This window comes from Pseudofrankia saprophytica, assembly GCF_000235425.2.
In the GTDB taxonomy this organism is placed as follows: Bacteria; Actinomycetota; Actinomycetes; order Frankiales; family Frankiaceae; genus Pseudofrankia; species Pseudofrankia saprophytica.
Genome location: NZ_KI912266.1, coordinates 4,032,791 through 4,053,739, shown reverse-complemented (window position 1 = coordinate 4,053,739; position 20,949 = coordinate 4,032,791). Strand labels below are relative to the sequence as shown.

Genomic DNA, 20,949 nt, shown 5'->3' with positions numbered 1-20,949 from the left:
ACGGGCCCAGCACCCTTGTTGATGTCTCTTCTGCGACATCGCGCATTTCTCCGTCCTGCACACCGACACGTTCGGCAACAGGGAGGCGCTCGCCGTCGATCCGTACCCGGTGCGCCGCACGGCGTGGACGGTGGAGGCGGACTATCGCTACCCGAGCTCGCCGCGGCCCAGGAACTCGTCGGCTAGGCCGTCGTCGTCACCGCAGCACCGGGGCGGTGTTCGCGAGCCAGTCGCGGATGCGGATCCGGTGAGTCTCGTGCATGTGCAGGTCGGCGAGCTCGTCGAGCGTGAAGAAAGCGACCGCGGTCGACTCGCTGCTCACGGCCAGCTCACCGCCGACGATCGCGCAGGCGCAGCAGATCGAGAACTGCTGGCGGATCTCGCCGTCGGGGTAGGCGAAGACGTGCCCCGGGTCCGAGTAGATGCCGACGATCCGCTCGATGACGACGTCGAACCCGGTCTCCTCTCGGACCTCCCGGATCACGCAGTCGGCGAACGTCTCCCCGATGTCCATGCCGCCGCCCGGGAGTGCCCATTCCCCGTTGTCGGCCCGTCGTTGCAGGAGGATCCGGCCATCGGCGCCGGGGACGACGGCGCAGCCGCCGACGACCAGCGCGTTCGCCCGCGGCGCGTTCGGGTCGTGGTAGTAGTCGATCCGTCCCACACGCCTATCTTCCGCCAACGGCGGGCCGAGCGGCCGAGGCAGGTCCGTGTCGGGGCAGATCCGTCGGGCAGCCCGTCAGGAGAAGTCGGTCCGCAGGCGGTGCAGGCGCAGAGAGCTGATCCGCCAGCGCCCGTCGGCGTCCCTGCGGTACTGCTCGTGGTAGTGCCCGTAACCCTGGAGGGTGGTGGCCGGCTCGGCCCACTGGACGTAGTCGAACATCGCCCACACACCCTGGGCCGTGTCCGACCCGGTGACCTCGATCTCCGGCATGTGCCCGTGGTGCGTGGTGACGGCGCTGGCGAGGGTCGTGCTGATCGTCTCGACGAAGCTGTCCCGGCCGGCGAACGTGGTGTCCGGTACGTCCTCGACCCAGACGGTCACGTCCTCGGTGAACACGTCCGCCCACTCGTCCCACTTCTTGGTGTCCAGCAGTCTGAAGTACCGCGCCTTCAACTGCTTGATCTCTTCGATCGCGCCTAACGTCTCGACGTCCACGCGTACCGCCTCTCCCGTCCCGCCCGCTCTGCCCGCTCTGCGCGGAACGTCATCCCACCACGGCGACGGCCACGACGCCGGTCTGACCGTGCTCGTCGTCGACCACGTCCGTTCAGGCCGCCGCTCTCGAACACTCCCGATCAGGTGAGGCCGGGTCATGGTCAGGTCGCCGTCCGCCTACGGCCAGTGTCAGGGTCAGGGTCAGGTACCGCGTACGCGGCGGCGCAGGCGGTGCAGGTCGGCCGGGGTGCGGCCCTGGTCGGCGAGGGCGAGGGGGAGCTGGTCGGCGATCGCGTCGACCAGGTTCTCGACGTCGGCCTCGGTCTGGTGCAGGGTGAGCGTCAGCCGCAGCCCCTCCCGCGCGCTGGGCACCGCCGGATACACCGCGACGTTGACGAAGAACCCGGCGTCGCGCAGCCGCACCGCGAGCGACCAGACCACGTCTGGCCCGGTGCCGACGTAGCGCAGCGGTGTCTCGTCCGTGGTGAGCAGCGGCAGGTCCCTGGCGAGCGCGAGCTCGTTGAACAGCCTGATCCGCGCCAGCAGCAGCGACTGACGCTCGGCCACCTCGGCGGACCGGTGCAGTTCGGCCGAGGCGATCACGGCGGCGAGCATCGGCGGCTGCACGGGGCCGCAGAACATGCTCGGGGCGCTCAGCCCGGCGACGAGGTCACGGCTGGCGGCGTCGGGGAAGGTGATCGCGCCGCCGGTGGCCGCGAACGACTTGTTCAGCGACCCGGTGACGACCGTGCGCTCCAGCGCCGCCGGGCTAAGCCGCTCCAGCGCGTGACCGCGCCCGTGCCGCCCCGTCCAGGAGATGGAGTGCGCGTCGTCGACGTAGAGCCAGAGCCTGTCGTGCCGCTCGACGAGTTCGCTGAGCGCCTCGGCCGGGGCCAGGTCGCCGTACATGCTGTAGAGGCCGTCGGCGGCGTACCAGATCCGGCTGGTGCCGGGGCCGAGCTCCCTGACCCGGCGGTCGACCACCCGCACGCTGTTGTGCGGCACCGTCTCGACGGTGGTCCCGTTCACCCTGGCGTGCACCGCGGCGAGCCGGACCGTCTCGTGTACCTGCGCGTCCAACAGCAGGACGTCGTCCGGGCCGACCAGCGTCGGAATCGTGGCCAGATGGCCGAGCGTCGTGCTCGTGAACAGCGCGGTCGGCCGGCCGAACAGGTCCTCGAGCGCCGCCTCGGCAGCCGGGTACAGCGGCGCCGACAGGTATCCGCGCGACGAGGCGAACTGCGTCCCGAAACGCCGCGCGCCGCTCGCGACGGCCTCGGTGAGGACCGGATGGGTCTCAAGCCCCAGATAGCTGCAGGACCCGACATTGACCAGGGGGCGGCCGTCGACCGTGACCGTGCGCCCGTCGCTGACCTCGTCGGTGGCGACCGCGCGCATCAGGCCAAGCGGTATCCCCCGCTTGAACGTCTCCTCGACGCGCGCCAGCACCTCGGACCGTTCGGACACCGACACGCGGCTTTCTCCCCCTCGTTCGGGCCCGCCATCGCGCCGCTCCCGAGCGATCGCCTGACATCGGCCACCGACGTTACCGGAGAGGGTCCAACGAGGATTTTCAGCCACCCAATACGGCACGCGCCGCCCTTCCGGGCCCGGAACCGGCTCCACCCCGGGTGGATATAAACCATCATCCAGCCACCCGCATATCAACTGATCACAAGAAGGCGGCCATCGTCGGTCGCTGCCGGGTCGGGTCGGGTCGTTTACCTGCAACGCGGGGTGAACGCGACGGTGGTGTGCCCGAGCGACTCGTAGGCCAGATCGCCGATCAGCGTGGGTGTGTGGACGCCAAAAGAGTCGTCGGAGACCCCGATGGAGACGGTCGAGAGCCGCGCATACGCTTGTTGCTCTGCCCCGACGACTCCGACCTGCACGTTCTCGTCAGAACGCCGATCGACCTCTCCTTCCGATCGTCGGGCGTGAAAACCCACAAGCAGCGCAAGGAAGCGCGCCCAGGATTCCGCCAGATCATCGGCCCGTTCATGATCTGGTGGGATTTTCGGAGTCCCAGCTCCGAAAATCCCACCAGATCACCGACAGCCACTGGCGGCCAGTACAGCCGAACGGCTCACCACCGTCAACGCCGTGTTCTCCGTCGAGAAGTGGCGCCGCCCTGCGATGAGAAGCTCAGCGCGCCGTCCGCACAACCACACCAAACGTCACCCCAGCGCAGGGCCCCGATTGATGCGCCTTTTCCCCCGCGCGCTGAGACGAGGTCACTTCTCACGTGAAGTGTCGTCCTCGCCCGCGACGGTCTGGTCAGCCGACCATAGCCACGTGCGCTGCGTGGAACGGGCGTCGTGTACGAGGGTTCCGCTGTGGAGCACACCCGCCATCGCGCGGGTGCGCCAGGCCGCGGTGGAGTCGTAGAGCGCGGCCCCGGTGTCGACGGTGGAGATCAGCACGCCGGCCCGGTTGCGCGGTAGTCGTCCGGTGGTGACGCCGTCGGCACGGACGAAGAAGGCGCCCCAACAGCTCTCCCGGGCAGAGGAGTTCGGGCAGCTGATCCAGACGTGGTTGGCCGCCGCCTCCGCGGTCATCATCGCTGGCATGGTGATGCCGGCATAGGTGCTGCCGGGATTAAGGCGCTGCAGGTCCTCACCGACGGCAGCGCGGATGGCCGCCACCTTCTCAGGCTTCATGTGGGCGGCATGGTAGGAATGGAAGATCAGCTGGACACCGTCGCGCTTGTAGGCACGGTACAGCTCTGGGTACCGGTAGTCGTGGCAGATGAGCGCACCGCACCGAACGCCGCTGATCGTGAACATGGTCGGATGGTCGCCGGGCGTGTAGTGCGCCAGGTCGCCGGTACTTTCCGCCGGATCGCCGGAGCAGAAGCGCTTGTCGTACCGGTCGACGATGCTGCCGGTCGCATCGATGGCGTACAGGCTGTTGTGGGGCTTATGATCATCTGCTAGACGGTGTGCCGAGCCGAGCACGACCCACAATCGAAGCTCGCGAGCCAGCGCTAGGACCTGCCGGGTGACACGTTCGAGCAACTCCCAGTCGAATCCTTCGTGGCTCGGAAAGTCCGATCCCGCGTACCCCGACAGGCATGCCTCTGGAAAGTGGGCGACACCCGCCCCTTGCTCTCGCGCAGACCGCATCTGGCGCATGACATATCGGCCGTTGCGCGCGACGTCGGCGTCCACCGGAAACTGGCACGTCGCCACCGTCAGCCTAGGCACGGCTTCCTGACATCAGTTGACCAGCCATAGCCTTAGTATTCCGTACCGATAGGGCTGTCCTTGGCCAACACTCCTGGAGGCCGGCGGGGTGCGGAGTCCGGCGGGCAACGGCGTGCCGGCACCAGCTGTCTCGGCGCGCCGCGCCTAGATGACGCCTTCGCCGCGATCGGTGCCGGGTTCCGCGTGTTGGGTCAGGAGGCCGGCGGACTCATGTCTGCCGCCGGCGGTCCATCTGGCCAGTGAGGCTGGAGTGCTCGCCTGCCGAACTCCGGGGAAACCTCATCCTCAGCCCTGGTCAAAGCACTACATTTGTGACTTCGCGCAGACGACCGTGACCCGCAAGTTCACCACTGCCGCCCCCAGCGGTCGGGCCCGCGGCTTGATCGCCGTTTCGGCACTCCGGTGGTCGCGATTGTGTCCCGCCGGCAACCACGGCAGGGCACAAACAGCGATCACCGAGGAACTGGCCGGTAGGGCGGCAGCGCCCGCCCGCGGACCTGCTCGCAATGCCACCCCCAACCCTGCCTCACGACGTGATGTCGACGGCAGAGCGGGCCCGCTACGTCCGCCTCATCCGGAAACGGCGCGGCGCGCGTCTGCCAGTGCCGTCTCCGCCTGGGTGAGGAGACGCGAGATGATTTCGGCGGCTGGGGCGATGTCGCGCACCAGGGCGGCGGACTGGCCGGTGAACGGCAGGCTTTCGTGTCCGCGGTTGGCGCGTACGTCAGCCAGGAACGTCGCGCGGAACTCGTCGGCGTCGACGGCGCCCGGATCGGCCGCCAGCTGGTCGACCAGCGGCGTCCGCAACGCACGGGGCGCTGGTGGCGGGCCCGGCGGGAGGTCGAGCGTGAACGGCGGCAACACCTGTTCGCTGTGGGTCACCTTGACCGCCTCGGTGGCGTCGGCCGCGAGGATCCGCCCCTTCCAGGCCGGATCGATGTCCATCTCTGTGCTGGCGAGGAACCGCGTCCCGAGCAGCACCCCCTGCGCGCCGAGGGCCAGCGCGGCCGCGACACCGCGGCCGTCGGCGATCCCGCCGGCCGCCAGCACGGGCACCTCACCCGCGAGGTCCACCAGCTGCGGGACGAGCACCATGGTTCCGACCCAGCCCGCGTGACCGCCGGCCTCCCAGCCCTGGGCGACGAGCACGTCGGCACCGGCCTCCAGCGCCAGCTCGGCGCCGCGCCGGTCACCGACCTGCTGGATCCAGCGGGCGCCCACGCTGTGCGCCTCGGCGATCCGGGCGGCTGGAACACCAAGATGGAAGGACACCACCGCCGGTCTCGCCGCCAGTATCTCGTCGAACACGGCCGGGTCGAACGGGCGGCCGGTGTGGTTGATCGCGAAGGGCCGATCGGTCAGCTCGCGCAGTTGCTCCCACTGCCGGCGCAGCTCGGCCGGCTCACGGACGGCGGTGCCGACGCTGCCGAGCGCTCCGGCATTGCACACGGCGGCGGCGAGGCCCACCTGTGCCCATGGCCCGAAGGGGGCAAGCATGATCGGCACTTCGATGCCGATCAGGTCACAGAAGGGCGTGCGCATCCGTCGACAATGACAGCCGGGCCCCCGTTCCATCGGGCCAGGCACAGCGCCGGCATGGCCACGACGGACGAACAGCCCAGCTCGGCCCTGGCGATCCCGGGCCAGCCCATCCCTGGCATGATCGCCGGTCACACCGGAACACCAGACGCACATGATCACAGCGCAACGGGGAGACGACGACGATGGCCGACCCGAGGACCGACCTGATGGCCGAGGCCACGCGGCACGCCAGCGAGCAGCCCGTCCCGACCGGCGGATCGGCTCGTGGACCGGCCGGCGGATCGACCGCCGGGCCGGCCGGCGACCTCCCGGCGCGCTACCCGGCGCATGCCGGCGCCGCTCGCCTCTACGGGGATTCGATCAGCCATGACGTGGCTGGCTTGTACCGCCGGCTGCGGGCCGAGCACGGCACGGTCGCGCCGGTGCTGCTGGAAGGCGACATCCCGGCCTGGCTGGTCCTCGGCTACCGGGAGGCGCACTTCGTCGCGAGCCGCGGCGACCTCTACGACCGCGACTCGGCTCGGTGGAACGCCTGGGACCTCGTCCCGCCGGACTGGCCGCTGCGGCCAGCCCTCGGGAAGGCGGACTCGGTCAGCTGGGTGACCGGCACCGAGCACGCCCGGCACTCGGACGCCATCCACGAGGTGCTCGCCGCCGTGGACCCCTTCGAGCTGCGCCACCGGTGCGAGCGGATCGCCGACGAACTCGTCGACGCGTTCGCCGACCGCGGCCAGGCCGAACTCATGTACTCATACGCCCACGTGATGCCGGCCCGGGCGGTCGCGGGAATGCTCGGCATCCCGGACGAGGACACCTCCGAGATGGTCCAGGACCTCGTGACGCTCTTCGACCACGGCGCGGACGCGCTGGCGGCGCATGGCCGTCTCATGGCGCTGGTGACCCGCCTCATCACGCTGCGGCGTGACAGTCCAGGCTTCGATGCGATCTCGCGGCTGATCACGCATCCGGCGGCGTTCACCGACGAGGAGGCTCTCCAGGACATCTTCGTGCTGCTGGCCGCCGGCCAGCAGCCGACCGCCTACTGGATCGGGAACACCCTGCGGCTGCTGCTGGCGGACGCCCGATTCGCGACGACGCTGGCCGGCGGGCGGCGCAGCGTCGGGCAGGCGATGGCCGAGGTCCTCTGGGAGGACCCGCCGATCGCCAACTTCACCGGGCGCTGGGCGGTACACACCGGCCAGCTCGGCGGTCAGCGCATCCAGGCCGGCGACATGCTGGTGATCGGCGCCGCCGCGGCGAACGCCGACCCGGACGTGCGCCCCGACCCGTCCGCCGGCTCTGGTGGGAACCAGGCCCACCTGACCTTCGGCCACGGCGAGCACCGCTGCCCGTTCCCCGCACAGGAGCTCGCCGAAGTGATCGCCCAGACCTCCATCGAGGTGCTCCTCGACCGGCTGCCCGACCTCACCCTCGCCGTCCCCGCCGACGACCTCCTCTGGAACCAGGCGATCTGGGTACGCGGCCTGACCGTCCTGCCGGTGACCTTCACCCCGTCCTGACAACCCGGAACGCCCGGGACCGGACCAGAGCGCGGCTGATCACCGGCTGCCGGCCCCGTGAGCGTGGGCGCCGCGCCGTCGACTCCACTCAGCCTCGTCGCGCCAGGGGTGTCCGTGCCGGGCATGGCCCGCGACGGCGTGTGAGCATGGCCGCGGGCCAGGTCCGTCCGCGGACGATGCCCCACATCCGACGGCGCCGACCTCCACGTGCGGGACGGTGGGAGGGGACGAACATGAGAGTTCTGAACCGGATCCTGCGCACCTATGCCACCCAGCCACTCTCGGCCCGGCGCGCGATGCGGGTCATCATCGCCGCGACGACGCTGACCGTGCTCGTCGGTGGTGTCGTCATCCGGGTCGTCGACGCACGAAGCGTCCCGAACGTCGGGATCGGTATGTGGTGGGCGCTGCAGACCGTCACCACGGTGGGATACGGGGACGTCGTGCCGGGGACGGCGGCCGGCCGGCTCATCGGTTCGTTCATCATGCTCGAGTCGATCGCCTTCCTCTCCATCGTGACCGCCTGGGTCACGTCCAGCTTCGTCCGCCGCGCCCAGATCGAACGGATACCGGCGGAGAGCACCGCCCGTCCCGCGGTCGCCGGGGATCCGCGCGACCCCGACGTCGAAGCGCTGCTCCGCACGATCGACGCCCGGCTGAGCCGCATCGAAAGCGCCCTGAACCATCACCAAGAGTGATCATTCTGTCTGGCCCCGGTCGGCTGGTCGGCTGCCGGCCGCGTCGACGCGGGACCGTAACGGTCCAGTCATCTCGATGAAAATAGATCCCATCAATATTTGGCCATGAGATCGGGAGGCGCCGAGCCGCAGGGCCAGGGGTTGGCGGTGATCGATGTCGGCGGTATTGAGTCAGGTAATGCCACCGCGCTGGCCGACGTGGCCGCCCGGGTCGACGCCGCCTGCGCCACGACCGGCTTCTTCGTCGCTGTCGGTCACGGAGTCGATCGGACCCTCACCACGGCCGCGCTCACCGCCGCGGGCGACCTGTTCGGGTCCGGCGCCGCCGTCAAGGACGGTCTGCGCCTCGACTGCCCGCCCGGCGTGCAACGCGGCTACTACGGCCTGGGCGCCGAAGCCCAGGCGCTCGCCGCCGCGCCCACGCCCGGCCCCGCCCGGACCGCCGGTCCGGCCGGTCCGGCCCATCTGGCCGTGCCATCGGATCCGGGCGACCCGGCGCCGGAACCGCCGGACCTCTCCGAGACCTTCGCGATCGGCCCGGAGCCGCCCGTCGACGCGGGGCCGTTCACGGCCGGCAACATCTGGCCGCGCCACCTCCCCCACTTCCAGCGGACCTGGATCGCCTACCGGCGGGCCATGGAGCTCTTCGCGCACCGTCTGCTGCGCGTGGGCGGGCTCGTCCTGCGCGACGACCCGTACGCCTTCGACGCCCTGGTGACCCGCCCGATCGGCACCACCCGGGCGAACCACTACCCGGCGCTCGCCACCCGCCCCGAGACCGGTCGGCGGCGCGGCGGCGCGCACACCGACTACGGGACGCTCACCATCCTGGCCGTCGACGGCCACCCCGGCCTGGAGGTCAAGGTCGGCACGACCTGGGTTCCGGTCACCTGCCCACCGAACGGACTCGTCGTCAACGTGGGCGACCTGCTCGCCGTGCTGAGCGGGGCACGGTGGCGTTCGGCCTGGCACCGGGTCGCGGTGCCGGCCGGCGAGCCGCCGTACCCGGCCCGCACAAGCATCGCCCATTTCCAGTTCCCGAACCACGACGCCGTGATCGATGGTGTCGATCCGGCCGGTCAACCCGTCTCCATCACCGCCGGCGCCTATCTGACGACAAAACTCGCCCAGCTCGGCCGGGTCGCGCCACGCGCCACGACCGGGCACCACCGCAACGAGGTGACTGCATGACCGCCGCCGCGAGCACGGCCAGCACCACCGTGGACGACACGACAGCCACCACGGCCAGCACCGCCTCCGCCGACACCGCCTCCCCCAGCACCCCGACGGGCGTCCCGGCCGTCGCCGGGAAACCCGCCGCCGTACCCTCTCCCCGAGCCGCCGCCAGCCCCGGGATCAGCTTCACCGCCGTCTCCAAGACCTTCAGCACCGGTCGCCGAGGAGCACTGCGAGCCCTCGACGAGGTCGGCTTCGAGGTCGCCAGCGGCGAGTTCGTCTCCCTGCTCGGCCCGTCCGGGTGCGGGAAGTCGACGGCCCTTCGGATGGTCGCCGGCCTGGAGGCGCCGTCCGGCGGCGAGGTCCGCGTGCTCGGACGCCCGCCCGCCGAGGTCGTGTCCGAGCACCGGCTCGGGATCGCCTTCCAGGATCACGCCCTGCTGCCCTGGCTGGACGTGCGCGGCAACATCGCGCTGCCGTTCCGGGCGGTCGGCCGCCGCGTCGACCGGCAGCTCGTCGACGAGCTGATCGAGCTGGTCGGCCTGACGGCGTCGGCCGGGTTGCGCCCGCGCGAGCTGTCGGGCGGGATGCGCCAGCGGGTGTCGATCGCGCGCTCGCTGGTCCTGCGGCCCGACGTGCTGCTGCTGGACGAGCCCTTCGGCGCCCTGGACGCCGTCACCCGCCGCCGGCTCAACCTCGAGCTGCAGCGGATCTGGGCGCAACGGCGGATCACGACCCTGATGGTCACGCACGCGGTCGACGAGGCGGTGCTGCTGTCCGACCGGGTCGTGGTGATGAGCGCCCGGCCGGCGCGGGTCGTCGACGTCGTCACCGTGCCCTTCGACCGCCCGCGCGGCCTGGAGCTGCTGACCGATCCCACCTTCCACGAGCTGGAGGACCGGCTGACCCGCGCCCTGCTCACTACCGAGGCCGACGACGCTCGGACTGGCGCCGCCGGTCCAGACACGGAGGATTCATCGTGACCGACACCCGGCCGCAGACCGAGCAGCCACCGTGGGAGCGGCTCGCCGCCACCCTCGAACCGTGGCTGGTCGAGGTGCCCGCCGGCGCGGCCGCCGCCGAGGAGGCCGCCGGCGACGAGCTCGCCCGCATCTTCGACGAGCTCGGGTTCGTCCTGGTCCGCGGCGCGCTGCGCGAGGCGGAGGTCGACGAGCTCGACGCCGAGCTGGTCCGGCTGCACACCGCCCTCATGCGGGGAGAGCTCGACCCGCGGCACGGCGCCGCCGAGCTGGAACCACCCGGCGAGGTGCTCGTCGACGGGCTGCCGTTCCGCAACTACGTCGTCTACGTGACCCAGGCCTCGGCGCTGGTCGACCGTATGATCCGCGGCTCGCTGATCGGCTCGCTCGCCCCGCGCCTGCTCGGCGGCGACTCCTTCTTCTACGACTACGACCGGCACGGCGTCATGTACCTCGACGCCCGCGGCGCCTCGCTCTACAAGGGCCTCGTCTGGCACCCGGACTTCGAGTCGACGCCGAACATGCCGATCTGGCCGGCGGTCGCGTTCACCGTCAACCTGGACGACACCTCGCCGGAGAACGGCTTCCTGCGGATGCTGCCGGGCAGCCACCGGACCCCGCCCGCGAACCGCCCGGAGCGGTACCGCAAGGTGCCGGGCGAGGTCGCGGTCTACTGCCAGCGCGGCGACCTGCTGTTCCACCACAGCCACCTGTGGCACGCGGCGAGCCGGCCGAGCAACGACGAGGCGATCCGCCGGCACGTGCGCGGCAAGTGGTGCTCCGGTGCCCCCATCGAGGCCGGCGCCTGGGACGGCCGGTTCGACAACTCGGCGACGCGGGCCAGCGGGCGCTGACATGGCGGTCCTCAACGTCGAGCGGTACGGCGACCCGGCCGGGCCGCCGTTGCTGGCGATCCACGGGATCACCGGCCACGCGCGTCGCTGGGAACGGCTCGCCACCGAGGGGTGGCCGGCCCGGCGGACCCTCGCGGTCGACCTGCGCGGGCATGGCTTCTCGCCGTGGGAGCCGCCGTGGTCGCTCGACCAGCTCGTCGACGACGTCCTCGACACCCTGGACGACCTCGGTGCCGGGACCGTCGACCTGGTCGGCCACTCCTACGGCGGCGCGGTCGGGCTGCGCCTGCTGGCCCGGGCGCCCGGGCGGCTGCGCCGGCTCGTCCTGCTCGACCCGGGCATCGCCCGGCCGTCGGCGCTGATGGCGGCCGAGGCCGAGGGCATGCTCGCCGCCGACGGCTGGCCGGACCTCGACGCCGCGATCGTCGCCCGCAGCGCGGGCTGGCTGAGGTCCTCGCCGGACAGCACGGCGCTCGCCGGGTCGCTGCGGGTCGGCGCGGCCGCGCAGCTCGGCGGCGTGCATCCCGCCGTCCGCACCGAGATCGAGCATCACCTGTTCGAGGGTGCCGACGGCCGGTACCGGTTCCGGTTCAGCCGGCCCGCGGTCATCGCGGGGCTGGGTGAGCTGTGCCGCCCGGTGCCCGAGATCCCGACGGCCCGCCCGACGCTGGTCGTCGTCGCCGGGCAGGCCGGCGTGGTCACCCCCACCCTGCTCGCCCAGCTGCGCCGACAGCTCGGGGACCAGCTTCTCGTCACGACCCTCGACTGCGGCCACATGGTCGCCTGGGAGCGCTTCGAGGACACCACCTGCCTGGTCGACACGTTCCTGACCGACGCCCGCCCCGATCCGGACGAGCCGCGATGAGGCCAAGGAGCCACCCTTGTTCGATCTTCTGATCGTCGGCGGCACCCTCGTCGACGGCACCGGAGCGCCACGCCGGCCCGCCGACGTCGCCGTCACCGACGGGCGGGTGGTCGCCGTCGGCGACCTGCGCGGCCAGCCGGCCCGCCGGACCGTCGACGCGTCCGGCCGGGTCGTCGCGCCCGGCTTCATCGACCTGCACACCCACTACGACGCCCAGGCGTTCTGGGACCCGACGCTCAGCCCGTCGCCGCTGCACGGGGTGACCACCGTCGTCGGCGGCAACTGCGGGTTCACGATCGCCCCGCTGTCGGACGACCCGGCCGACGGCGCCTACCTGATGCGGATGCTCGCCCGGGTAGAGGGAATCCCGCTGGAGACCCTCCAGCAGGGGGTGCCGTTCGACTGGCGCTCGACCGCCGAGTACCTCGACCGGCTGGACGGGACGCTCTCCGTCAACGCCGGGTTCATGGTCGGGCACTCGGCGCTGCGCCGGGTCGTCATGGGCGGCCAGGCGCTGGAACGCGCCGCGACCGACGCGGAGATCACCGCGATGCGCGAGCTGCTCGCCGACGGCCTGCGTGCCGGTGCCCTGGGCTTCTCGTCGTCGTGGTCGCGCACCCACAACGACGCCGAGGGGGGCAGGGTGCCGTCCCGGGTGGCGACCAGGGAGGAGGTGCTCGCGCTGTGCGAGGTGTGCCGGGACTTCCCCGGCACGTCGCTGGAGTTCATCCCGCACGTCACCGCGTCGTTCGACGAGGAGATCCTCGACCTGATGGCCGCCATGTCGGTGGCCGCGCAGCGCCCGCTCAACTGGAACGTGCTGCCGGTCACCGCCGGCACGGCCGGTGACGCCACCGCGAAGCTCGCCGCCGGCAGCCACGCCGCCGAGCGCGGCGGCCGGGTCGTCGCGCTGACCGCGCCGATGACGACCGCGCTGCGCCTCAGCTTCCACAGCGGCTTCATGCTCGACGCGATCCCCGGCTGGGCGGACGTGCTGTGGCTCCCGCACGACGAGAAGCTGCGCGCGCTCGCCGACCCATCGGTGCGGGCGAGGCTGCTCGCCGGCGCGGCCAGCGCCGACAACCCCCTGCCGCACATCACCGACTGGGACCGCAAACAGATCCTGGAGGTCTTCGATCCGGCGCTGCGACCGGCCCTCGGGCGGACCGCGGCCGAGCTCGCCAGCCAGGCGGGCACGACGGCGTTCGACGCGCTGCTGGACGTCGTCGTCGCCGACGACCTGCGGACCGCGTTCGGCTCCGTCGTCGAGGAGAGCGCGGCCGACTGGGCGGCGCGGGCGCGGGTCTGGCGTGATCCGCGGGCCGTCGTCGGCGCCTCCGACGCCGGCGCGCACCTCGACCTGTTCGCGTCCTTCCAGTACACGACGGTGCTGCTGGCCGAGGGCGTCCGCGAGCACGGCGTCATCTCACTCGAGGAGGGCGTGGCGATGCTGACCTCGGTGCCGGCCGACCTGTACGGCCTGGTCGGGCGCGGCCGCCTCACGGTCGGCTCCTGGGCCGACGTCGTCATCCTCGACCCGGCGACGGTGGGCTCCGGCCCGGTCCACACCCGGTTCGACCTGCCCGGCGGGGCGGGACGGCTGTACGCCGAGGCGACCGGCATCGACCGGGTGCTGGTGGGCGGCGCCGACGCCGTCGTCGACGGGGAGTTCACCGCCGCCCGCGCCGGTGCCCTCCTGCGCGGCGGCAGGGACACCAGGACGGTGGCCCTTGTCTGAGAAGCTGAGCCGGCTGTCGCGCGCCGCCCGCCCGTTCCTGTTTCCGGTGCTCGGCACAGTCGTCTTCGTCGTGCTCTGGGAGTGGACCGGGCGGGCGGGCACCTTCGGGAAGACCTGGCTTCCCCTCACGACCATCCTGGACGAGTTCGACCGGCCCGGCCGCTCCGAGCTGATCAGCCGGGCGGCGAGCGCGACGTTCCGCCGGGCCGCGAGCGGCTTCGGCTTCGGCTTCGCGCTGGCGGTCGCGGCGGCATCCCTGAGCTCGATGGTCCCGCGGGCGCGCAGCGCGATCGGCGGAGCCGCGATCGCGCTGAACTCGATCCCGTGGATCGCGCTCGCGCCACTGCTGATGATCGTCGTCCCGCGGGACCAGACCCCGGTCGTCATCGCCGGGCTCGCCGTGTTCTTCCCGGCGTTCGTGACGGTCAGCGCGGGGCTCGCCGGCGGGTCGCGGCAGCAGGAGGACCTGCTCGGCGCGCTGGGTGCGCCCCGTTTTCGACACTGGCTGCTCGTCCGGCTGCCGAACGCGGTGCCCTCGCTCGTCCTCGGGGTGAAACTCGCGCTCCCGTCGGCGATCATCGGCGCGGTGTTCGGGGAGTGGTTCGGAGCGAGCCGGGGGCTCGGGCTGCTGCTGCTCACTTCGATGCAGAACTACCGGCCGGCCCTGCTGTGGGCCGTCTGCCTGCTCATCGCCGCGGTCACGATGGTCACGTACGGCCTGCTCAGCCTGGTCGAGCGGGGCGTGGAGCACCGGTTCGCGCTGCGCGCCACCGACACCGCCGCGCTGCCGGCCCGCTCCCGCGCCGGCTGGCGCGGGCTGGTCGGCTGGCTCGCGTTCGTCGTCCTCGCGGTCACCGGCTGGGCGGTCTACGTCGACGCGAGCGGGGTCAGCCCGCTGCTGGTCCCGGCGCCGGGCACGGTCGGCGGCGAGCTGGCCGACACGCCGGGCCTGTTCCTGCGCAGCGCGCTGTTCACAGTGCGCCTCGGGCTGTCCGGCTGGGCGATCGGGCTCGCCGTCGGCGCCCTGCTCGCGATCGCCACCTGGTGGTCGGGTCTGCTGCGTGGCCTGCTGACCCCGATGGTGATCGTCGCGAGGACCGCGCCGACGCTGGCGCTGCTGCCGGCCGTCGCGGCGGTGATCGGCTACAACGACTGGAGCATCATCGCCATCTGCGTGCTGATCTCCTTCTTCCCCGCCTTCGCCTACACCCTCAAGGGCCTGCGGATGTCGGCGGACGGCGCCCTGGACCTGCTCGCCGTCGTCGGCGCGCCGCGCCCCCGTCGGTTCCTGTTCGTCGTCCTACCGGCCTCGCTGCGCGACATGGTCGTCGCCATGCGGCTCACCGCCGGCGTCTGCGTGATCGCGGCCGTCGTCGGCGAGTACCTGATCGGCCAGCGTGGGCTCGGCCGCCTGTTCGCGGACGCGATGGGGCGTCAGAACATCGGCCGGGCCTGGGCGGTCGCGCTGTCGATCGTCGTGCTGTCGATGGTCGCGTTCGGTGTCGCCGACCGGATCGGCCGAGCGGTCTCGGCCCGGATGTCCTGAGCCGGGCGATCTCAGCCCGGATGTCCTGACCCGAATGTCCTGACCGGGCGCCGCCGGGCGCCCCACTCTCCCGCCTACCCACACGCCCGAATATTGATCTGATCAATTTCACTCTCGTCAGCGAAGGAACCAGACAATGGCCAAGTCCGGGGCGGTCTCGTCCGCCCAGCTTTCCCGCCGGTCCCTGCTGCGTCGATCCGCCCTGTTCGGCGGGGCCGCGCTGCTCGGACCGACGGTCCTCGCCGCCTGCGGCGACGACTCCTCGTCGGGGTCGACCGCGGCCGCCGCGTCGGCCGGCACCAAGGTCAGCACCGTGTTCTCCTGGGTCAAGAACGTCGAGTGGGCGGGTTTCTGGGTCGGCGACGACCAGGGCTACTACGCCGACGAGAACATCGCGCCGGACTGGATCGGCGGCGGTCCGAACGCGCCGGAGAACGTGCAGGTCCTGGAGGCCGGCAAGGCCGGGATCGGGCTCGCCTCCGACACCCTGAAGATCATCGACGCGGCGGCGCAGGGCGCGGATTTCGTGATGTTCGCGGCCACCCTACAGGAGTCGCCGGTCGGCTTCGCCTGGTTGGACCCGAACATCAAGAGCATCAAGGACCTGGTCGGGAAAACGCTCGGCGGGGACAGCTCCTCGCCGTCCATGATCGACGCCTGTTTCAAGGTGAACGGTATCCCGAAGGACTACAAGTTCATCCAGATCGGGGCCGACCCGGCGCCCCTGGCGAACGGCCAGGTCGACGCCATCCTGTGCTACACGACGAACCAGGTCAGTGTGCTGGAGGCGCAGGGTCTCAAGGTGTTCTCCGCGACCCTCACCGAATTCGGCGTGCCGCTCTACGCCGACGCGCTCATCGCCAAGCGCAGTTTCCTCGACGCCAACCACGACGCCGTCGTCAGGTTCCTGCGGGCGACGATCAAGGGGCACGAGAAGAACATGCAGGACCCGGAGCTGGGCGCCCATCTGTCCGCCGAGAAGTACGGCGTCGATCTCGCGCTGGACTACGAGGGCCAGCTCACCGAGAACAAGAAGCAGATCAAGCTGTGGGTCAGTGACGTGACCCGCAAGAAGGGCATCCTCTGGATGGACAAGGACTACATCTCCGGTCCGGTGTACGCCGGGATCCGCGCGGCCGGCCGTACCGAGCTTCCCGACGTGAACAAGCTCGTCGATCTCTCGTTCCTCACGGAGGCATACGACGGGAAGACGTCGCTGCTTTCCGCGTGACGACATCGGGGTTACAGGAGTCAGAGGAGCCACGGTGGGCCGCGGGTGTTCGCGCCCGGGCCGCCCGGCGGCCGGATCATGGCGGGTATGTTCGCCGGAGTCCATCCGCGCCGGGGGCACCGTCGGAAGGGGTGAGGTGTGGGCGACACCAGGACCGAGCTGAGCGCTCAGGTCGGCGTGGCGATCCGGCGTCGACGCAAGGCGCTGGAGCGGACGATGCAGGACGTGGCGCAGGAGGCGGGGCTCTCGCAGCCGTTCCTCTCGCAGATCGAACGGGGTCTTGCCCTGCCCAGCATGCGGTCGCTCGACCGGATCGCCCACGCGCTCGGCACCAGCGCGCTGTCGCTGCTGTCCAGTGGCCAGACCGGCGGCCAGGCCGACGTCGTCCGGGTCGCCGAGCGGGTCGGCCTGGTGCAGGACGAGCTCGACCCCGGCTCGAACGCCTCGGCCCTCACCCCGGCGAACCGGCAGCTGAGGGCGATCGAGTTCACCGGCGGCTGGCGGGAGTTCCAGCCGTACTCGGTCCATCACAACGACGAGTTCGTTCTCATCCTCGCCGGTGAGTACGTGGCCGACGTCGACGGGAAGCAGTACGAGCTAGGCCCCGGCGACGCCGTGTCCTATGCCGGCGGGACACCGCACCGGTACCGGATCGTCGGCGCCGGCCCGCACCGGTTCCTCGCCGCCATCGTCGGCGACGAGTTCGACGTCGTCGCGCGCGGCGACCAGCTGGCAAGCCTGAGCACGCCCGCCTCCCGCGCGATCAACAGGTCCTGCGGCGACCTTTCGCACTAGGCATCCTTCGCGCTAGGCAACCTTTCGCGCCAGGCGACCTCTCGCGTCGGGCGGCGCCGATTCTGGGCGGCTGATCCCAGGAGTCCCACCGTGCCCGGACGTCGCGCGCGCCGCGACGTCCGGGCACGGCCGACAATCGTGAACCGAGGTAGCACCTGTGCACGTTCACACCCACCTCTACACGGACGGCGACTGGCTCGACCCACTGGGCGACGCCACGATCGACGTCATCTCGCCGTACACCGAGGAGATCGTCGGAAGGGTTCCGGACGGGACGCCGGCCGACATCGAACGGGCGGTCGCCGCCGCGCGGGCCGCGTTCGACACCGGCCCGTGGCCGCGCCTCCCGGTCGCCGACCGCGCGGACCTGCTCGACCGCGCCGCCGACCTGCTGGAACGGCGCGGCGCCGAGGTCGGTGCGCTCATCATCGCCGAGATGGGCTCCCCTGCCTCGTTCGTCGCCGCCGGCCAGGTACCCGCTCCGATCGCGTTCCTGCGCGCGGCGGCGGCGCTGGCCCGGGAGTTCCCGTTCGAGGAGCACCTGGGCGAGGGCGGACGCACCCTGGTCCTGCATGAGCCGGTCGGCGTCGTCGCGTGCGTCGTCCCGTCGAACTTCCCGCTGCTGCTCGCCGTGGCGCAGGTCGCGCCGGCGATCGCCGCCGGCTGCTGCGTCGTGCTCAAGCCGGCCCCGGAAAGCCCGCTGGACACGTACGTGCTCGCCGAGATCCTCCGGGAGGTGGGGCTGCCGCCCGGTGTCGTCAACATCGTCCCGGGTGGCAGCGTCGCCGGCACCCACCTGGTACGCCACCCGCAGGTCGACAAGGTCGCGTACACGGGCAGCGCCGCCGTCGGCCGGCAGGTCGCCGCCTGGTGCGGCGAGCGCCTGGCGCGGGTGAGCCTGGAGCTGGGCGGGAAGTCGGCCGCGATCATCCTCGACGACGCGCCGCTGGAGCGCACCGTCGCCGACCTGCTGCCGATGGCGTTCCTGAACTCCGGCCAGGCGTGCGTCGCGCAGACCAGGATCCTCGTCTCGCGGCGGCGCCATGACGAGTTCGTCGACGCGTTCGCGGAGGCCGTCGCGGCGATGACGGTCGGGGACCCGGCCGACCTCGGCACCCAGATCGGCCCGCTGCTCGCCAGGCGCCAGCGCGACCGGGTCGAGGGCTACCTCGACATCGGCCGGGACGCCGGCGCGAAGATCGTGACCGGGGGTGGCCGGCCGGCGTCGCAGCCGCGCGGATGGTTCGTCGAGCCCACGCTGTTCGTGGGCGTCGACAACAGCATGCGGATCGCCCGGGAGGAGATCTTCGGTCCGGTGGTCTGCGTGCTCGACTACGACCACCCCGACGAGGCCGTCGCGATCGCCAACGACTCGGAGTACGGCCTGTCCGGCTCGGTGTGGACGGCCGACGTGGCCGCGGGCGTCGACATCGCCCGCCGGGTGCGGACCGGCATGGTCAGCGTCAACGGCGCGTTCCAGTCACCCGACGCGCCGTTCGGCGGCTTCAAGAACTCGGGCATCGGCCGCGAGTGCGGTACGGCGGGCTTCAGCCTCTACCTGGAGACCAAGTCCGTCGGCCTTCCTCCCTTGGACTGAACCACGCCCGCCGTGCCCAGCGGGCCGGAACTCACCCCACCGGCCTCTGGACACGGCGTACGGCGACCGGCGCCGGCAGCCGGCTGGTGGGCGAAAACCCATCCTCCCGCCGCCGGCGGCGCCCATCTCCATCAGAACGCGTGCCCGTTTCACGGAGGTTTCCTGTCCGGCCATGTTCGTTCGCCGAACGACCTCCGGGCGGTATTAGATCCGAAACAATGATCGTGCGACCATCGAGGATGTGGGAGACATCGACCGGCCACGGCGAACCGATCAGAGGAGTTCCGCGGCCACCGTCCGGGACGAGCTCACCGCGCCGACATTGTCACTGCGCGGACTAACCGAGTCGGGTTCGGCGTTCGCCTCCATCGTCGCCGCGGTGGACGCCGCCTGCCAGGGCGCCGGCTTCTTCTGCGTCGTCGACCACACCGTCGCGCCGTCGCTGATGGCCGACGCGATCAGCGCCTCGGCGCGGTTCTTCGACCTGCCCCAGGAGATCAAGGAACGCAGTCGGGCGCGCAGCCATCCGACCCTTCGGCGCGGCTATGTCCGGCTCGGCGGCGAGAGCCAGGCGGCCACGGCCGCGGTGACACCGATGATGGCAGCCGGGACGCCACCATCCCGGCTGGATACGGGCCACGACGAGGGCGAGGAGGCCGGCGCCGCCGGCACCGCCCGCGTGCCGGATCTTTCCGAGACCTACTGCCTGGCCCCGCACGGCGGATCCACCCACCCGGGCCCGTGGTCGGCCGCCGATGTGTGGCCGGACCATCGCGTGGCGTGGTTCCGGGCGGCGCTCGAGCCGTTCCGGGCCGCGGTCGACGGGTTGGGCCGGCAGTTGCTGCGGGTGTGCGGAGCCGCCCTTCGCGACGATCCGAACGCGTTCGACGAACTCTTCCGACAGCCGCTCGGCGGGCTGCGCGTGAATCACTACCCGGCATTCGACGGCCCGCCGAAACCGGGTGTCTGGCGGGCTGGTCCGCATACAGACTATGGGTTCTTCACGCTCGTCGCGGTGGACGGCCAGCCTGGTCTGGAAATTCTCCGGAACGGAACCTGGCTACCTGTCGACGTCCCGGCCGGTGCATTCGTCGTCAACGTCGGCGATCTGCTCGCGGCAACCAGCGCCGGCCGCTGGAACAGCACCTGGCACCGGGTGGTCGCACCGACGGGGCCCGGCCCCCAGCCGGCCCGGACGAGCCTCAGCTACTTCCAGTACCCCGACCACCGGGCCCCGGTCGCCGCTCAGTGCCAGACCACCGCCACCGCAGCGGGCACCACCGCCGCGGGAACCGCGGGATGGACCGCGGGCGACTACCTCGCGGCGAAGATCGGACTGCTGTTCGGCACCGGGGACACCGACACCGTCAGCGCATCAGACCGTCGATGACGAGGTCGAGAGCGTCCATCATCTCCGCGCGGGCCGTCTCGGTGTCGGCGGCGCGGGCGATGTAGAGGGCCGCCTCGTCGCTGGCGCCCATGAGGACGTGGGCAAGCGGGCCCACCGGTTGTTGCCGGATGCGGCCGATCTCCATCCCCCACGAGAGCACGTCCCTGATGAGGCCGAAGACGTGGCGCTGGCACAGTTCCCGCCACTCGGCCCAGCCCAGCACCGACGGGCCGTCGAGCAGCACGATCCGGTGGACCTCCGGCTCGACGCAGATCCGCAGCCAGGCACTCGCCGCCAGCCGCATCGCCTCGATGGGGTCGTTCGAGCCCGCGTCGGCGACCTCGCTCGCGAGGCGGGCCGCGACGTCCGCCTCGACGGCCTCGACGACCGCCGCGAACAGGGCGGTCTTGTCGACGAACTGGTGATAGAGCGCCCCACGGCTAACCCCGGCCGCGGCCACGATCGCCTCCGTCGCGACCGCGGCGAAGCCCTCCGCGGCGAACAGCCGCCGGCCGGCGGCCACCAGCGCCGCCCGCGTCGCCGCGGACCGGTCCACCTGACGGCGCCGGGCGGGCTTCGGCTCTGGGCCTGGCATCTCCGGGCTTGGCATCGCGGGCACAGCCAGATTCTCCCCCCTTCTGGACCGTTGTTT

Annotated in this window: 18 protein-coding genes; 12 read left to right on the top strand and 6 right to left on the bottom strand. The window is 71.6% G+C overall.

Going from position 1 to position 20,949, the window contains the following annotated elements:
* Positions 1-196: 196 nt before the first annotated feature.
* The 5 genes from FRCN3DRAFT_RS0216860 to FRCN3DRAFT_RS0216835 form a co-directional block, all read right to left on the bottom strand.
* A complete protein-coding gene (locus tag FRCN3DRAFT_RS0216860; protein WP_007511961.1) occupies positions 197-664 on the bottom strand; it encodes an NUDIX domain-containing protein in 468 nt (155 codons plus the stop codon).
* A 75-nt stretch (positions 665-739) separates the two neighbouring features.
* Positions 740-1,159: a nuclear transport factor 2 family protein gene (locus tag FRCN3DRAFT_RS0216855; RefSeq protein WP_007511959.1), complete on the bottom strand. Its 420-nt coding sequence runs from the start codon at positions 1,157-1,159 to the stop codon at positions 740-742.
* A 201-nt stretch (positions 1,160-1,360) separates the two neighbouring features.
* The gene (locus FRCN3DRAFT_RS44835; RefSeq protein WP_007511956.1) at positions 1,361-2,632 is read right to left on the bottom strand and encodes an aminotransferase class I/II-fold pyridoxal phosphate-dependent enzyme; all 1,272 of its coding nucleotides are present in this window, start codon (positions 2,630-2,632) and stop codon (positions 1,361-1,363) included.
* A gap of 761 nt (positions 2,633-3,393) precedes the next feature.
* Positions 3,394-4,350, bottom strand: coding sequence for a carbon-nitrogen hydrolase family protein (locus tag FRCN3DRAFT_RS0216840; protein WP_269799828.1), 957 nt, complete (start codon positions 4,348-4,350; stop codon positions 3,394-3,396).
* Positions 4,351-4,935: 585 nt separating this feature from the next.
* Positions 4,936-5,907, bottom strand: coding sequence for an NAD(P)H-dependent flavin oxidoreductase (locus FRCN3DRAFT_RS0216835; protein ID WP_007511949.1), 972 nt, complete (start codon positions 5,905-5,907; stop codon positions 4,936-4,938).
* A gap of 182 nt (positions 5,908-6,089) precedes the next feature.
* Here FRCN3DRAFT_RS0216835 and FRCN3DRAFT_RS0216830 point away from each other — a divergent pair, with 182 nt between their 5' ends.
* The 12 genes from FRCN3DRAFT_RS0216830 (at position 6,090) to FRCN3DRAFT_RS0216775 (ending at position 20,297) form a co-directional block, all read left to right on the top strand.
* Positions 6,090-7,427: a cytochrome P450 gene (locus tag FRCN3DRAFT_RS0216830; RefSeq protein WP_007511948.1), complete on the top strand. Its 1,338-nt coding sequence runs from the start codon at positions 6,090-6,092 to the stop codon at positions 7,425-7,427.
* 233 nt (positions 7,428-7,660) lie between these two features.
* Positions 7,661-8,125, top strand: coding sequence for a potassium channel family protein (locus FRCN3DRAFT_RS0216825; protein ID WP_007511945.1), 465 nt, complete (start codon positions 7,661-7,663; stop codon positions 8,123-8,125).
* Positions 8,126-8,230: 105 nt separating this feature from the next.
* The gene (locus FRCN3DRAFT_RS0216820; RefSeq protein ID WP_007511943.1) at positions 8,231-9,316 is read left to right on the top strand and encodes a 2OG-Fe(II) oxygenase family protein; all 1,086 of its coding nucleotides are present in this window, start codon (positions 8,231-8,233) and stop codon (positions 9,314-9,316) included.
* On the top strand, positions 9,313-10,284 hold the full coding sequence (locus tag FRCN3DRAFT_RS44830) for an ABC transporter ATP-binding protein (RefSeq protein ID WP_007511942.1): 972 nt from the start codon (positions 9,313-9,315) through the stop codon (positions 10,282-10,284). The genes FRCN3DRAFT_RS0216820 and FRCN3DRAFT_RS44830 overlap by 4 nt, the downstream gene beginning before the upstream one ends.
* Positions 10,281-11,135, top strand: coding sequence for a phytanoyl-CoA dioxygenase family protein (locus FRCN3DRAFT_RS0216810; RefSeq protein ID WP_007511940.1), 855 nt, complete (start codon positions 10,281-10,283; stop codon positions 11,133-11,135). Before FRCN3DRAFT_RS44830 ends, FRCN3DRAFT_RS0216810 begins: the two co-directional genes overlap by 4 nt.
* A 1-nt stretch (position 11,136) precedes the next feature.
* The gene (locus FRCN3DRAFT_RS44825; protein ID WP_007511938.1) at positions 11,137-12,000 is read left to right on the top strand and encodes an alpha/beta hydrolase; all 864 of its coding nucleotides are present in this window, start codon (positions 11,137-11,139) and stop codon (positions 11,998-12,000) included.
* A 16-nt stretch (positions 12,001-12,016) separates the two neighbouring features.
* Entirely contained in the window at positions 12,017-13,738 is a 1,722-nt protein-coding gene (locus FRCN3DRAFT_RS0216800) for an N-acyl-D-amino-acid deacylase family protein (RefSeq protein ID WP_007511936.1), read from the top strand.
* Positions 13,731-15,284 (top strand): ABC transporter permease, encoded by a 1,554-nt coding sequence (locus FRCN3DRAFT_RS49555; RefSeq protein ID WP_007511934.1) that lies wholly within the window; start codon positions 13,731-13,733, stop codon positions 15,282-15,284. The genes FRCN3DRAFT_RS0216800 and FRCN3DRAFT_RS49555 overlap by 8 nt, the downstream gene beginning before the upstream one ends.
* Positions 15,285-15,420: 136 nt before the next feature.
* Positions 15,421-16,515, top strand: coding sequence for an ABC transporter substrate-binding protein (locus FRCN3DRAFT_RS0216790; protein WP_007511932.1), 1,095 nt, complete (start codon positions 15,421-15,423; stop codon positions 16,513-16,515).
* A gap of 138 nt (positions 16,516-16,653) precedes the next feature.
* The gene (locus FRCN3DRAFT_RS44815; RefSeq protein ID WP_007511930.1) at positions 16,654-17,310 is read left to right on the top strand and encodes a helix-turn-helix domain-containing protein; all 657 of its coding nucleotides are present in this window, start codon (positions 16,654-16,656) and stop codon (positions 17,308-17,310) included.
* Positions 17,311-17,467: 157 nt separating this feature from the next.
* Positions 17,468-18,907 (top strand): aldehyde dehydrogenase, encoded by a 1,440-nt coding sequence (locus tag FRCN3DRAFT_RS0216780; RefSeq protein ID WP_007511927.1) that lies wholly within the window; start codon positions 17,468-17,470, stop codon positions 18,905-18,907.
* Between the two features lie 241 nt (positions 18,908-19,148).
* Positions 19,149-20,297: an isopenicillin N synthase family dioxygenase gene (locus FRCN3DRAFT_RS0216775; protein WP_007511925.1), complete on the top strand. Its 1,149-nt coding sequence runs from the start codon at positions 19,149-19,151 to the stop codon at positions 20,295-20,297.
* On the opposite strand, the gene FRCN3DRAFT_RS0216770 is transcribed toward FRCN3DRAFT_RS0216775, so the two are convergent.
* A complete protein-coding gene (locus FRCN3DRAFT_RS0216770; protein ID WP_083401836.1) occupies positions 20,275-20,907 on the bottom strand; it encodes a TetR/AcrR family transcriptional regulator in 633 nt (210 codons plus the stop codon). The genes FRCN3DRAFT_RS0216775 and FRCN3DRAFT_RS0216770 overlap by 23 nt on opposite strands.
* Between the last annotated feature and the right edge of the window lie 42 nt (positions 20,908-20,949).